10 protein-coding genes are annotated in these 15,482 nt (G+C 40.4%); 2 read left to right on the plus strand and 8 right to left on the minus strand.

The features are described from left to right. Positions 1-104: 104 nt before the first annotated feature. From ACYVM0_RS09855 to ACYVM0_RS09890, 8 genes are all read right to left on the minus strand, one after another. The gene (locus ACYVM0_RS09855; protein ID WP_460556141.1) at positions 105-2,306 is read right to left on the minus strand and encodes a TonB-dependent receptor family protein; all 2,202 of its coding nucleotides are present in this window, start codon (positions 2,304-2,306) and stop codon (positions 105-107) included. A gap of 62 nt (positions 2,307-2,368) precedes the next feature. After that, positions 2,369-3,922 (minus strand): vanadium-dependent haloperoxidase, encoded by a 1,554-nt coding sequence (locus ACYVM0_RS09860; protein WP_460556144.1) that lies wholly within the window; start codon positions 3,920-3,922, stop codon positions 2,369-2,371. 48 nt (positions 3,923-3,970) lie between these two features. Beyond that, positions 3,971-4,921 carry a hypothetical protein gene (locus tag ACYVM0_RS09865; RefSeq protein ID WP_460556147.1) on the minus strand — a complete coding sequence of 317 codons (951 nt, stop codon included), beginning with the start codon at positions 4,919-4,921 and terminating at the stop codon, positions 3,971-3,973. Positions 4,922-5,003: 82 nt separating this feature from the next. Beyond that, on the minus strand, positions 5,004-6,071 hold the full coding sequence (locus ACYVM0_RS09870; protein ID WP_460556150.1) for a transporter family protein: 1,068 nt from the start codon (positions 6,069-6,071) through the stop codon (positions 5,004-5,006). 80 nt (positions 6,072-6,151) lie between these two features. Then, a complete protein-coding gene (locus ACYVM0_RS09875) occupies positions 6,152-7,483 on the minus strand; it encodes a vanadium-dependent haloperoxidase (protein ID WP_460556153.1) in 1,332 nt (443 codons plus the stop codon). Positions 7,484-7,553: 70 nt separating this feature from the next. Beyond that, complete coding sequence (locus ACYVM0_RS09880; RefSeq protein ID WP_460556156.1) at positions 7,554-8,123, minus strand: hypothetical protein; 570 nt, start codon at positions 8,121-8,123, stop codon at positions 7,554-7,556. 263 nt (positions 8,124-8,386) lie between these two features. Beyond that, complete coding sequence (locus ACYVM0_RS09885) at positions 8,387-10,414, minus strand: glycoside hydrolase family 65 protein (RefSeq protein WP_460556159.1); 2,028 nt, start codon at positions 10,412-10,414, stop codon at positions 8,387-8,389. Positions 10,415-10,498: 84 nt separating this feature from the next. Next, positions 10,499-12,199, minus strand: coding sequence for a glycoside hydrolase family 13 protein (locus ACYVM0_RS09890; protein WP_460556162.1), 1,701 nt, complete (start codon positions 12,197-12,199; stop codon positions 10,499-10,501). Between the two features lie 235 nt (positions 12,200-12,434). On the opposite strand from ACYVM0_RS09890, the gene ACYVM0_RS09895 reads away from it, so the two are divergent. Further along, entirely contained in the window at positions 12,435-13,784 is a 1,350-nt protein-coding gene (locus tag ACYVM0_RS09895; RefSeq protein WP_460556165.1) for an MFS transporter, read from the plus strand. Positions 13,785-13,964: 180 nt separating this feature from the next. Beyond that, the gene (locus ACYVM0_RS09900) at positions 13,965-15,458 is read left to right on the plus strand and encodes a glycoside hydrolase family 32 protein (protein WP_460556168.1); all 1,494 of its coding nucleotides are present in this window, start codon (positions 13,965-13,967) and stop codon (positions 15,456-15,458) included. Positions 15,459-15,482 lie beyond the last annotated feature (24 nt).

The following is a 15,482-nucleotide window of genomic DNA, read 5'->3' on the forward strand; positions in this document are numbered from 1 at the left end:
TTATTTTTCCAATTCTGTTGTAAGAGTCGTAAAACCCGCCCTGCTTAGACAAGCAGGGCAAACGTTTATACGATTTTTGTTACCAAACGATTATAACAAATATTTTAAACCCGTACCGCAAGCGTAATATTTCCATTACGTCCGTCAGATGGCCAGACTCCCGGCCCCGGATAAAATAGCGGACGTTTTGTAAAGTATTGCTTGTTTATACAATTATTAATCGACATTTTTAATTCCAGGTTTTTAGAAAACCTGAAAGCTGCATTCATATCCAATATACCATAAGCAGGTACCAGACCAACAGCACCAGTTGCTTTAGGTGCCTGAACTGTATTTAATGCATCAGCAAAGGTTTCGGCGGTATAACTATACAAAGCAGAAAAACTTACTTTTCTAACCCTTAGTGTAACACCATTACGTGTTATCACATCTGGTGCACTTTCTACTTTATTCCCTTCAATGTTAATATTTGTGTTCCCCGATTTTACCATTGCTTTTGTATACCTGGCATGTACAAAAGCAGTAGAAGTAAAAACAGACAGGTTTGTTTTTTTATTCAGCATCCAATCGGCCTGTATAAAGATCTCCATCCCTTTTGTAAAAGAATTACCAATATTTGTTCGGTAGGTATAAAAATTTCCTGCATTATCAGTTTGTGCTATTGTGCCAAAACGATTATTGTATTGCAACATAAAACCGTTGATATCCCATCTTAAAAATCTCCAGCTTCCTCTTATTCCAAACTCTGCATTATAGCCTTTGGAATCTTTAATGTTAGCATCAATTTTTTCATACAACGAAGCAGGAATTAAATCTTTAAAAAGCATTGGTCTGTAACTCTGCGACCATCCGCCATACAGCTCTGCATTTTTACCTGGTTTATAAGAGATATTTATTCCCAGTAAAGGAAAATGGTGTTCGATTGAAACAGGTACCTGGTTGGCCGGGTAATAAACAATCTTACCACTCATATCTGTTTTCCCCATTTCAACTCTTGCTCCAAAGTTTACAGAAAGATCATTTTTTAGCTGAAATTTATTTTCAGCAAACAAGGCGAGATTGTTTGTTTTAAAATACACATCTCTTCCCCAAACCGGGTCTGCCAGCGTGAGGTCATAATCGCTACCCGTTGTACCCTTACCTAATTGAGTGCGATGCAAATCGTTATTCATGTACTGCAAACCGGCTGCAAAAGAACTGCTTTGTTTTCCTGTACGGTACGATTGCAGCAAACGCAATTCTGTTGTGTAACTATTAAACCTGTCTACATCCACCTGGCGGTTATTATACTGCAATGTGGCCGTAACAATAGTGTCAGCAATATTGGTAGGTTTATCAAACATTACGCTGCTTCTTCTACCCAAAACCGCCGAAGTAGTTAACTGTAATTTTGTTTGAGCAGCAACCTGCCAATTAACCATTACAGAAGGTATATGAATATCGGGGCTAAAATAATTACGGCTACGTGTTGCCTGTTTGGGATCTGCGGTAAACATACTATCCGTTAATGGGCCTGGTATTCTGTACAAATATTTTGATCTTGCCCATTCTAAACGGAGAGAAAAATTTTTATTCGGTTCATATATTAGCATTACAGATTCCGCTTCTGACTCGGTATGTTCATTTTTACGATAGCCGTCTTTCGATTTTTTTTGTACATACGCATAGTACCTGAATTTTCCCAGCTTTCCGCCAATGGCATTGTAACTACTTAACAAATTAAAAGAGCCAACAGTATTGATACTTTCAAAAGCAACCGGCCTGCTGGTATCCCCCTGTTTGGAAATATAATTCAGCATACCCCCAAACTGTGCACCATATTGTAAAGAACCGGTGCCTCTTACTAATTCAATACGGTCAATACTTTCAAATGGCATACTGTAATGACTCGCAGGGTAACCGTACATGTCAGAATTTGTCAGCACACCATCTTTCCTGATATTAAATTCCCAGCCACGGTGAGGATCTAACCCTCGTGCAGCAATATTTACCTGGTTGCCGGAGCCGTCCATGTCATAAACAAAAACACCTGGAATTTTTGCAAATACCTGCCTTCCTGTTTTATTGGTAATATCTGCGATTGTGTTGGTAAGACTGATCACTTCAGTTTTTTTACCAGCGAAAATATAGGTACCCTGTTGGGATGGAAGTTGTTTAAGAATATTTTGATACAAAGTAGAATAAAAGATAAGGCTGTCTAAAGACTTTATTCTTACCAATGTATCCTTGCCCGTATTATGTTGTTGCGCTAACAGAGCTGTAGCACAAAACATGAGTGATAAAAATATTACGACAACTTTTTTCATTCAATAATAATTTCTTAAACCTGTAAAATGGCGTTGTATTTTTTACAACGCCATCCAAAAAATTACTCCGCTCCATCAATATGCCCCCTGGCGATAGCATAGCTGCCTACTTTATTTCCTGCAACCAGCCCCACTTCGCAATCGCTACGGAAATGTATAGCACCATACATCCTGGAAACAGATGCTTCTTTTGCCATATCAATAAATTGTTGTGCTTTTGCCGGAATGATATACCCTAACACTGTGCTTGCCGCACCACTGAAGGTGCTATGACCACTTATATAAGCAGGAAAATTAGGCAGGCCAATATCAGTTTTTATACGGGTGTCCATTTGCATGGGACGAGGATTAAAATAAATATATTTTGCATCCCAGCAAACAATACCGGCATCCATTATACTCATGTTGAGGAGCGCCATGTTACGTGCCCATCTTGCTTCGCTGAAGCCCAATTGCGCAAACTCTGTGGCGGCGATATAATTCCAGTGGCCCGGTGGAGTGTAAGTTCCTGCCCCATCCGACCAGAATGTGGCAATGCTTCTTTGTTCCCTGGTGAGATTTTTTTGTATCTGGTAAATTTCTTCTGTTTCTGATTTAAACTGTGCCGACCCTGTTAATGGCGGAGGCCCGGGGCGAATAGTAGTGACCATTGTTAAAGAATCAAACAGCCATGTTTTTACTTTACCAAATAATGGCAACATTGGCGGACGCTTTGGTGTTTCCTGGCTGATCCATGGCGTTTCACCTTTGGCAACAGCATCTGTTTCAAATTGTGTCCATTGCGCCTGCGTACCGATGGCAGCACCTGCACGGTCGCCCCTTGCCCTGGCAATGAATTTTGCTGCCACTGCCCTGCCTAAGGCTTCACCTGCATCTAAATCGCTACGCACATTAGCGCCGGCAATCAGTCTTGCTCTTTTGTGTTCTTCAGCTTTTTGATTGATAAAATCCTGGTCGCCGGGAAATAATAATTTTAATAGCTCTACTGAAGCACCCATTACCACCGCATCTTCGCTCGGGTAAGAAGGTAAAGTAGATTTTGGCAATAATGTTTGTATGGTTGCATCTACAGTAAATGGCGCGGCACGGTTGTACAACGATTTGTAATAGTAACCAGCCACACAGGCATCGTATTGTGCGGCACTCAGGTAAGCGTATGCTCTTGCCGCATAAGGCGGATTAGAAAACGGGAACAGCGGGTATGCCAACGGGTTATTGGCATTAGGAAAAGGGTAAGAACCATCGGGATTCTGATAGGGAGGCAGGTTATGTTTGGCTACCAGCTCTCTCATAATTTCGTTCCAGCGTAATACAGCACCGGCCCCCCAGTAGTTCACCAGGTCTTTTTCGTCATTGGTAATATTATTCTGAAAACTTTTGATCTCGTTGAGTTGCAGAATATAATCCGGCGATGTGGTTGCAATTGGTGCTGCACAGGCAAATTCGCCGGCAGAAGTTAATAGAATGGGTTTCCATGTTCCTGCATTGGCATCAGCTTTGGTTGGATTGATAAGCGGATAGGCAGCATTGGCTTCGTCTATCTTTTTTGAACAGGAATTAAAAACTGTAATTGCCGAAACAGTTAAAACACTGATGAGTAAAAATATTTTTTTCATTGTTGTGATATTTATTTGCAATCGTTACTGACGATGGCAACATGAAATTTATTTTTTAGTTTCTTCCTTTTTCTTTTTGCTGAAATCCAGGATGTAAAAAATACCTCCGCCAAAGCTACTGCTTTGTCCTATGTTTCTTCCTGCAACAGTGGTATTGGCATCAGCAACAAATGAAAGGCCGTTCACAAAATCAGTATCATATTTTACATGCAGGCCCAGTCTTGTAGCATCCATATTATTGCTTACAAAAGGCATATTGTTTTTAGTGATATCAAAACCGCCCAGGGTGCTGAATTTATCTGCAATTGCCTCGATGATCCAGGTACTGCTGCGGTAGCCGATCCTGAAATTAAAATCACTGGCATCGGGCATTTTCACTTCATCGGTGTAATGCATTTCGGTAGTATAGTACGTATTTCTGTCCAAGGTTACATTACTGCGTAACATATAAGTGCCGGATATGGTAGCAAACCAATCTCCCATTTCGTAATCTGCCATTAACCTGAAGTGGCCGGTTTTGCTATGCATACCAATAGCCAATGGCATCAGGTCGATATAATAATTTGATACCGGTGCCGAGTAGCCGCCAATCAAGATCGCTTTGAGATTTCCTTTACCGATCTTTTTTTCTTTAGCTACCCATTTGGCCCAAAGGCTGATATCCTGCAAGCCTTTTTGCCCTTTTAAATTTCCGGCGCTTGCTTTTGTTTTAATATAAGGCAATCCAAAAAGCAGGTTCAGTTTATGGGTTACACCATAGTTACCCATTATCATGGCATTGGTGCTGCTTACGGTACCTAAGTTGGCATTATCTCTTTTAAAAGTGCCTTCCCAATAATTTTTCCAGCTGCTGGTACCCACTGTAGGACCAACACAGAAAAAATTCTTCTGCATCATTATACCATCAATATCGGTTTGTGCAAATGTTAGTTGTTGAATACACAGAAAGCAAATTATAATACCGGCTATTTTATTTTTTTTGTAAATATTTTTCTGCATAAAAAAGATTTAAGCCCCCTGCACTATCAAAAAGTAAAAGCTGCTGCAATTATTCTTTACAAGCGCAAGGGGATTTAATAATTTATAATTTAAAGGTCATACCGGCACTGATGAGGTAATCGGCAAAAGCGGCATCACCTTGTTTGTGTGTGCCGGTATCAATAGTTTGTCTTTTATCGGCATCGCTTTGTGTACGGTCTCTCTTTAATGCAAAAGGAACAGCAAGATTAAAGCTTACTTTTTTTGCTACATAGGTTACGGAAGGCTCTGCAGAAATAATATACCCAGGCCTTCTGAATCCTTTGCTGCCACCAATCAGGTCTTTAGAAGGCAACCCTTCTACTCTTACACCGCCTGCAAAGTTGAACTGATGCACCATGTAGCTTACACCTGCACGGGCCATAAACAGATCAGGAACACTCATCACATCGGTATTGTATTTTTTTGCCGTGGCGGAAACCGTACCGCCTCTTGCTGTAGAAGTACCGTTTACTTCCCTTGGATTAGCCAGGTAAAAGAAACTTCCGTAAACACCTAATTTGTGAGAGAAATTATAAAAACTGTTCAGTTCAAAAGTTAAACCGGTACCACCATCGCCGGGTTGAATGGATTGATCAACCGGGCCAAGTAACAAAGAATCTGCTTTTGCGGTATGAAAGTAATCCTGGTAGTTGTAATTACCTGTTGGCAATTTTAAACCAAGGCCCAACTGCACATTCCCTTTGTGTGATGTTTTTGGATCAAACATCCACCTGTAAGCTGAGAAGCGAATATCACCTATACCAAATGATCCTGTAGAATATCTTCCTACGTTAGCATGCTCGTATAGTGAACTGCGTTTAAAATCCATGATCGGTAATGTGATAGCAAGAGACCATCTTAAATTAATGGTCCTGGTAGCAGTGATATCAAGCTCATAAGAATGATTAATTACATTCGTGCCCTGATCTACACGTTGTTTTTGTTCTTCTGTTCCCACAAAATGTTTGTAGGATTTAAAGTAGCGGTTGTTAAGATTCAATTCCCAACCTTTTGCATCAGAAGGTTTGCTGCAGATACCTGCAGTACCCTTAATGGCTACGCAACCCTGTGCGTTTACATTGTGCTGTGCCATTAAAAAGATTGCGGCCAGTGTTAATAGTTTTTTCATTGTCTGTCTGTTTTGTCTTTACCCGAAAACGAATAAAGATGTTTAAATAATTGTTAGCAGTAGTTGTTGATTATAAAATTTTATTTTTCCATTTTTAATTTTCCTACAATAAAGTCACCCACTTTTTTCCCGCATTCGTTACTTACCAAACAACTTGGATGAAAATGTATGCCACCATAAAATCTAGCCATATTATTTTCCTGGGCTGCCTGCCTGAAAGAAGTAAAAGAACGATTGGCAATACCAAATTCCAGTTCACTGGTATCGGTATAATTAAAATTATCGCCAAACATTTTTGTTAATGCTTCTGCAGATGCTGATGATACCGTGCTATGGCCACAGGTATATTCGGGAAATGGTGGTGTTTGTAAATAGGGCCTCCAGTCCTGGTCGATATATTTATTGATAGCCGTTTCGGGCCTTATCATATTGCTTCTGAATTTTTCATCCCAGCATTGTATAAATGCATCAAACATACATATGGAGGTAAGTGTGTAGGCAGCTACGGTCTTCCTGAAACTGGCTTTTGCTTTTTGTGCAGCAATGCCCACAATATTCATCCAGTGGCCCGGAGGAGAAAATTTCTTGGTAACAAATTGGATATGTCCTACAACATTTAGTTTACCACCCAGGTCGTCCCAGAATTCAGCAATATGTGTTTGTTCAGGATTTAAACTGTCCACTGCATTTTTTACTGCCATCACCTGTTTGTAATACGGACCGTTTTTATCGGTCATATTAAATGCAATGGGTGGTGGCGGTGCAAACTGGCTGGCACTGTCCATCACAATTGTCCTGATCTCTCTCCAGTGAGGCTCCAGGGCACTTGCATAGGCAGGCGGTGTGGGTACCCAGCGGCCCGGAGAATCCAGCACCGTATAGCGTGATGCGCTGCGTGTTTGGGCATAATGATCTTTTTTACTCCATGCCAGTATTGCCTTGGAAACAGTATCTGCAAAAGCCAGTGTATTATCAAACATAGCAGAAGGCATGCCCTGGTCTTTTGCAAATTTCTTTACACTGTCAACGTATTCCTTCATACTGCCTTCGGGGAAGGTAACGGCTTCGCCTACCTTACAAAAGGCCAGTAAAGATGCAAATTCAAAATCAATTTTTTTAGCAGCATCAGGTTTCGGCATAGCTATAAGCCCGTGTATTTGCCCGGCCAAAGAGTTATATTCTTTTGGATAGCCGGCTGCAATACATTCGTACGCCGCAATATTGGCATAGGCATAATTACGCGATGCCACGATGGGCGAGAAACCTACAAATTTTACTACTTCATTCAGTTCTTTTACAGTTTTACTGTACGAGAATGCATTGGTAAAGTAAGTTGCCTGTGCAGGTTTATCATTAGTACAGGAGTACCAGCACAAAACGATTGCAGCTAAAGCCGCAGAAAATCTTTTCATAAATTGTTTAATAAATAAATGGTGAACGATAAAAAATATCGTTCAATAGCAAGCTGTCTTAAAATGGTAATCAGCTATTGAACGTATCGGGAGGTTGCTCGATAGTAGCTTTGTGTAAACTGCCGGAGTTGGCGTTATAATAAGCAGTATTTTGTAAAGCGATGGTGGTGGCATATGAAGGCGCCACAGTCCAGTCGCTGTGTTTTACATATTCACTTAATAATTTCACAAATGAAATAAGTTTGCCCGAACCGGGTGCTTTTTTGCTGGTATCTTTTTGCAGGTCAAAAGTGGATTGCGCAAAATTATCTTTCGATTCCAGCATTTGTTGTTTGGAAATATTAGGTAGGCAAAGCAGTTCCAGCGAATCGTTATAAATGCGGCTTTTAACATACTGGTACAACACACCATTTACTTCCACTTCGCCATAGGCACGTGAAAAATCTTTGGTGTTATTATAGTAAGGTAAATTAATAGCTTTTTTGATGGAGATGAGCTGGTCTTCGTTGTAATTATTTTTATCGATGGCTGCTTCCAGGGATTGATTGGCATTATTTACCATGAAGGATACAAAAAGCCGGTACCCAAATAAGTTGAATACAAAGACTCCCAAAAGTAGTATAGCAGCTAGTTTCTTCATCCTGGTCTGTGCAAAATAGTAATATTTATCCGGTTTTCTCAGGTTTTTTCTATTCTTTCTTTGGCATATTTCTCTGCAAACGTTTGAAATGCCCATTTTTTATCTCAACCCGGCAAATTTTTAACTATTTGAGATTGCATTACTTAGAAATATATTTTAAAATCAGAAATAACCATTTAGACATTTAAGGACATATAGGAAAACATAACAGTCTTTTTAAAGCGGAGCTCTGTTTGTTCTGATATGCTTTAAATGGTTAAATTTCATTTCACTATAAATGTTTTTTTAAGCGGTCCCACCCCGGTAATTGTAATACTCTTCCATTGTTTTGGCAAAGTTGATTTTATCTGCGTAATTCCTGCCGGGGTAATTTCCAGGCCACCAAAGCCATTGAGTACTGCCTGCAAAATACCTCCGGCACCCGTTGCAAAATAAGGATTAGTACCGCCTTTGGTTTCGGCAATTATATTAAAAGGGGCATTTAAATTAGGCACATACGCATCTTTAAAAAAATGAAAGGCTTTATCAGCATCCCCGATACGGGAATACAGCAAAGCAAAGATACCCTGCGTCATTGCAGGCGTGCCTTCGTCGGGTACACGAACGGAGTAATAATCCAGGTCTTTTTTAATTTGCCTGGCATCGGTAATTTCTTTTAAAGGGTAAGCCAGTAAATTTACATCAGCCTGTTTAATCCCTTCTCCATTGTAGGCCGCATGTTCGCTGGTGGTGCCATCGGCTAATTTTAAAATGGGAATATTATTGGCCACATCCACCCAATCTGCATCAGCAGCTATGCCTAAAATTTTTGCTGCTTCCGTAGCAGCTTTTAAATTCGCTTTAGCGGCACCGTTAGTAAAGGCATTATTATCTACATTTTCTGCCCATTCATCTGCTGCCACCACATTTTTAATATCGTAATGGCCCGGACCGTTTCTTTCCACACGGCTTGCCCAGAAATCTGCCGTATTTTTTAACACCGGCCAGCCTTTTTCCCTCAGCCAGTTTTTATCCTGTGTTACGCAATAATAATTCCATGCCGCCATGCCTACATCAGCTGTAATGTGATGTTCAAAAGGGCCGCTTAATGCCCATACCGGCGTTTCTTCCACGCCTGTTTCGGCACTCTCCCATGGATACATTGCTCCCTTATAACCTTTGCCAAAGGCATTTCTTTTAGCGGCCTCCAGTCTTTCAAAACGGTATTCCACCATACTCTTCGCCATTTCGGGATGCAATTGTAAAATAGCGGGAAACATCCACAACTCAGTATCCCAGAATACATGACCGTTATATCCCAGGCCGCTTAATCCCATCGGGCTCGGACTGTTAGATGAGCCTTCTCTCACAAAAGAGTATAAATGATACAACATACTGTGAATATCCTGCTGACTTTGTGCATCACCTTCGATGATGATATCACTTTTCCATAAATCATTCCATGCTTTGTTATGCATTTCAATCAACCGGTCTCTGCCTTGTAATTTTGCAAAGATGGTGAGGCGTTCAGCTTCATTCAACGGATCGTTGTGATGAGCCGATGTAATGGATGAACCCACGATTGCATAGCGGTAAGTTTCACCTGCCTTCATTTTTTTTGCAAACTTCATCAGGTGCATATTGTTATCCCACATTTCATGAATCACCCTTGGTTCGCTGCCATGTGCTTCTGTAAAAATAAAAGCATTGCTGGCGCACATCAGTAATTTACCTGTAGGGCTTTTTGCTGTTGAGGTTAATAAGCTGATTGTTGTATGCGGCCTGTCTATTTCGTTATAGTAATTCTGCACCTCCTTTAATGCATCCGGCGCTTCCATCTGGGAAGCACTGCCTAAATTGAAATCTTTTTTTGCTGTTACCGTAATATCCATCAACACTGAATAGGGTAACTGGCGTAAAGCATAATAGGTGTAACTGATGGTGGCCACATCTTTATAATTAAATGAAGTGGTAAAACTGGCATGTTGCATATCCAGTTGCTGCTGCATACCGGTAGCATCTGCGTTACCCAATCTTTTACCATCCACCTCAATGTACATGTTTAAGAGATTGAAGCTTTTTAAAAAATTACTTACCCTGCCACGTCCGTACAGATCGTATGCGCCGGCAAGCACCACATCTTTTACTTTAAATGCTTCGGGGCTGCTTACAATGCCTATCATACCATTGGCAACTGTTACGCCATAATAATTTTTTGCATCAATATTGGTAGCTGTAATTTTCCATGGGTCTTGTGCAAACAAGCTGCAGCAGGTAATTAAAAGAATAGTTGCGAGAGATATTTTTTTCATATAGTTTTTTGATGAGTGCGTTTCTATAACTGTCTTCATGATCCTCGTTAAAATTCCGGCCGGTAAAGACACGGCCCGGGGTGATTATTTTAGTTGTACAATACAAGCCTGGTAAGGTTGTAATGTAACTGTATTTCCATTTACTTTTAATGGCTGCAGGTTGTTGATCCACTCTTCGCCCAATTGCATCTTATCCAGGTTAAAACTGCCGCCTGTTTTTCGGAAACTTAATAATACCAATACTTTTTTATTGCCGTCTTCCCTGGTATAAGCATATACATCGGGGTTATCTTTATCCAGCAGCGTATATTTTCCGTAAACCAAAACATCTTTCTGGTCTTTCCGCAGCTTTACCATTTTCTTAAAATAGTTCAATACCGAGCCGGGATTTTTTTCTTCAGCTTCAGCATTAATTTCATTTTTATTATCATTTACTTTTAACCATGGCATACCTGTTGTAAAACCTCCGTTCATGCCTGCATCCCACTGAAATGGTGTACGGCCATTATCTCTTGCCCCACCATTTTTCTGGTCTTCAATAAATCCTTTTAAATCACCTCCGGTATTTTTTACTTTACCATATTCTGCAATGGTTTCAATGTCCCTGTAATCTTCAATTTTGTCAAATTTAATATTGGTCATGCCGAGTTCGTCGCCGAAATAATAATATGGAGTACCCCTCATGCTTAATAAGAAGGTGGTAAGCATTTTAGAAGAAGCTTCCCTGAATTCCGGTGCATCATTACCCCAGCGTGTAACCATTCGTGGCTGATCGTGATTGCCTAAGTAAATTGTGCCCCATCCCTTATTGGCGAATACGCTATCCCAATCGGAATAAATTTTTTTGAATGCCGTTAAGCTCCAGTTGGGGTCCATCTTTTTAAAATATCCCGGCACATAACCTAAACTAACCCCATCAAAGTGATAGGCCATGTCTAACTCTTTTCTTTCGGGATCAACAAAATTCATTGCCGTTGCTTTGGTAGTGCCTGCGCCTTCGGCTAAAGTCATGATATCATATTTGCTCAACACTTCTTTGTTCATCTCTTGTAAATAATCATGCAATCCGGGGCCACTTGCCTGGTACACATCCCAGCGGCCTTCGTATTTTTCATCCAGGTCTTTTTGAGTGATCACCGGAAATGTGGTGTCTTTGGCAATAAATGGAATAACGTCCATTCTAAAACCATCCACACCTTTTTTAAACCAGCGGTTCATCATTGCATAGATCTCCTGCCGTAGTTTTGGATTTTCCCAATTGAGATCGGGTTGTTTGTAACTGAAGTAATGTAAATAGTAACTGTTGGTTAAAGAATCAAAACGCCAGCCGCTTCCATCCACTTCAAAATTGCCGGGCCTGAATGGAGGCTTGCCTTTTTCTGCAGGCCACCAATGAAAATAATTTCTGTAAGGATTAGTTCTCGAGCTACGTGCCTGTTTAAACCATTCATGTTCGTCACTGCAATGATTTACCACAAGGTCCATCACCAATTTCAATCCACGTTTATGCATTTCCGCCAGCATCACATCAAAATCTGCCATGGTACCAAATTCTTTCATGATATCGTCGTAGTTGCTGATGTCGTAACCATTATCTGCATTAGGACTGCCATAGATCGGATTCAGCCACACAATATCTATTCCCAGGTTTTTTACATAATCCAGTTTTGAGGTAAGGCCTTTCAGATCACCAATGCCATCACCATTACTGTCTTTAAAACTTCTTGGGTAGATCTGGTAAACCACCGCTTCCTTCCACCATTTTTTTTCGGGTTTATTTTCCATAGCGGTTGTTTTTTGTTCCGCAGCATTATTACAGGAAAGGAAGGCCAATGAGCATAACATTGCCGGCAAGACATATAGCTTTAGCATAATCAAAATTTATTCTTTAAAGGTATTCCTTTACAAAAAAGTTTACGCCATCTTTTTTTAAACATCAATCGTTTGCAGTAGATTAAAAAAAGTATAACTGGTCAATTAGCAGTTGTTTTGCTTAACTTTCTGCTGCTAAAACTTGCTTATGAATCAAAACAAACTTTTCCGCTATTCCATTGTAGCTGCATTGGCCGGTTTTATTTTCGGGTTTGATACGGTGGTGATATCCGGGGCCAACCAACCCATTAAAGACCTGTGGCATACCTCTCCGCTTTTTCATGGCTTTTTTATTATGTCGATGGCCTTATGGGGAACAGTGCTGGGTTCCATCTTCGGCGGCATTCCTACAGAAAAATTTGGCAGAAAAAAAGTTTTATTATGGATAGGTATATTGTTTGCGATATCTGCCTTTGGTTCGGCACTTGCGCAAGACACCTATACTTTTTCCTTCTTCCGGTTTATAGGCGGTGTGGGCATTGGTATATCTACAGTAGTTGCCCCCACTTATATTTCTGAGATTTCAACGCCTGCCACAAGGGGGCGATTAGGTGCCATGTACCAGTTCAATATTGTATTTGGCATACTGGTGGCCTATTTATCAAATTATTTTTTAAAAGGTGTTGGCGGTGTAAACGATTGGCGATGGATGCTGGGTGTGCTGGCAATACCTTCTGCAATATATACCCTGATGGTGTTAGGAGTGCCTGAAAGCCCACGATGGCTGATATCCAAAAAGAATGACCTGGCTAAAGCTAAAGAAATATTAACTGCCCTTGGTGTTGAAAACCCTGCTGCAGAAATCGGCGCCATCATTGAAAGCAACAACCATGAAACAGCTGCCGGCAATACATCGCAATTTTTTATTGCAAAAAATAAAAAAATTATTGCCCTGGCTTTTTTTATTGCCTTCTTTAACCAGTTATCGGGCATTAATTTTATTTTATACTATGCCCCTGAAATTTTAGCCAAGATAGGTCTGGATGAAAAACATTCCTTATTAAACTCCATTGCTATCGGCGGCACTAATTTAATTTTCACTTTTGTAGGTTTGTTTCTTATTGACCGCTTAGGCAGAAGAACTTTGCTCATTATTGGTTCGCTGGGATATATCATCAGCCTGGGTATGGTGGCATACGCTTTTAAAACAGCCGCTGGTCCTGTTTTCCTGATGACCTTCCTGTTACTATTCATTGCCTCGCATGCAATAGGACAAGGTGCGGTGATATGGGTTTTTATTTCAGAAATTTTTCCCAATAAGATCCGTGCACTGGGGCAATCCTTTGGAGCCAGTGTGCATTGGGTATTTGCGGCCATCATTACTTTAATAACACCGGTTTTTTTAGATAAAACCAAGGGCTTTTTAAAAGATGCCCCATGGATCATCTTTGCTTTCCTGGCGGGCATGATGGTGCTGCAATTGATTTGGGTATTAACCCGGATGCCGGAGACAAAGGGTGTATCATTAGAAGAGCTGGAGAAGAAATTAAGTGCGTAATGAAATTTACCGGGAGGGGCCGGGTGGAGGGGCAATTTTCAATGCTCAATACTCAAAATTGAATACTCAAAGTAAGACAAGTGCATCAATATGATGTAGTCTCACTGAAAGTAGTACCCGATTTTATAATATGCATTTAGTATTGAATATTTTTTCTTTGATCAAAAAATTTATTGTGTCATGAGATTAAAAAAACATTTTCTTTTTATATCATTTGCATTTTCATTGGTGCTGCAGGCGCAAACAAAATTGTATACAGAACAATATCGTCCGCAGTTTCATTTTTCACCTGCACTTAACTGGTGCAACGACCCCAATGGTTTGGTGTATAACAACGGCACGTATCATTTATTTTACCAGCACAACCCTTTTGGCAATCAATGGGGTCATATGACCTGGGGGCATGCTACCAGTAAAGACCTGGTGCATTGGAAACATTTACCCATCGCAATTCCCGAAGTGAATGGCGTGATGATTTTTTCCGGTACCTGTGTGGCAGATAGAAACAACAGCAGTGGTTTTGGCAAAAACGGGAAAATACCAATGGTGGCCGTGTATACCGGGCATATTGAAAATGTAAACCAATCGCAGTGTATTGCATACAGCCTTGATGATGGTATTACCTGGACAAAGTACGCCGGCAACCCCGTGCTTGACCTGCATAAAAAAGATTTTCGTGATCCTAAAATATTCTGGTACGAACCTAAAAAATACTGGGTGATGGCATTGATGTTTCCTGTTGAGCATATCGTGCAATTCTACAGTTCAAAAAATTTAAAAGACTGGAATCACCTGAGTGATTTTGGCCCGGCCGGAGATACTGCTGCAGTATGGGAATGCCCCGATTTAACACAAGTACCCGTTGAAGGAGCTCCGGGTAAAAAGAAATGGGTATTGCAAATGTCGCAGAATGCCAGTATGCAATATTTTGTGGGAGAATTTGATGGCGTACGATTTACCAATGAAAACCCTGCCAATAAAATTAACCGGCCGGATTATGGCCCCGATTATTATGCAGCCATTGCCTACAATCAATTACCGGCAGCACATTTACCCACAGCAATCGGCTGGGTCAATAACTGGAATTATGCCAACGACATTCCTACCACACCCTGGAAAAGTGCGATGTCGCTGCCAAGAAACTTAAGTGTAAAAAAAATAAACGACGAATGGGTATTGATTCAAAAGCCTGTTGCATTACTCAATTCTTTAAGAAAAGAAAATTTTACTATTGCAAAAGAAATGGTGAGTGGTCAAAAAATACTTCCCGTTAAAAGCACGCAATTTGAAATGGAATTTACACTTATGCCATCAGCATCATCTGTAAGTGGTGTTAAAATTGCAGCAGGCAATAATAATTATTTTGAAATTGGTTACGATGCCGCACAACAGATTTTTTATATTGACCGAAGCAAAAGTGGCAATACCACATTCAACGAAAATTTTAAAAAAGCCAGTCGTTTTGAAAAAATAATACCCTTACAAAATAAGCAACTTCAATTACATATTTATTTTGATAACAGTATTGCCGAAATTTTTGTGAATAACGGATTGGCGGTTTTTACAGCCCAGCTTTTTCCGGGGCCAAATGATAATGGCATTGAATTATTCAGCCGTGGCGAAAAAAGTATTTTCTCTGATATCAGTATATGGAAAATGAAAACAGCATGGTAAGCAACGATTTTTTATATTACATGC

Source organism: Ferruginibacter profundus, from assembly GCF_054783275.1.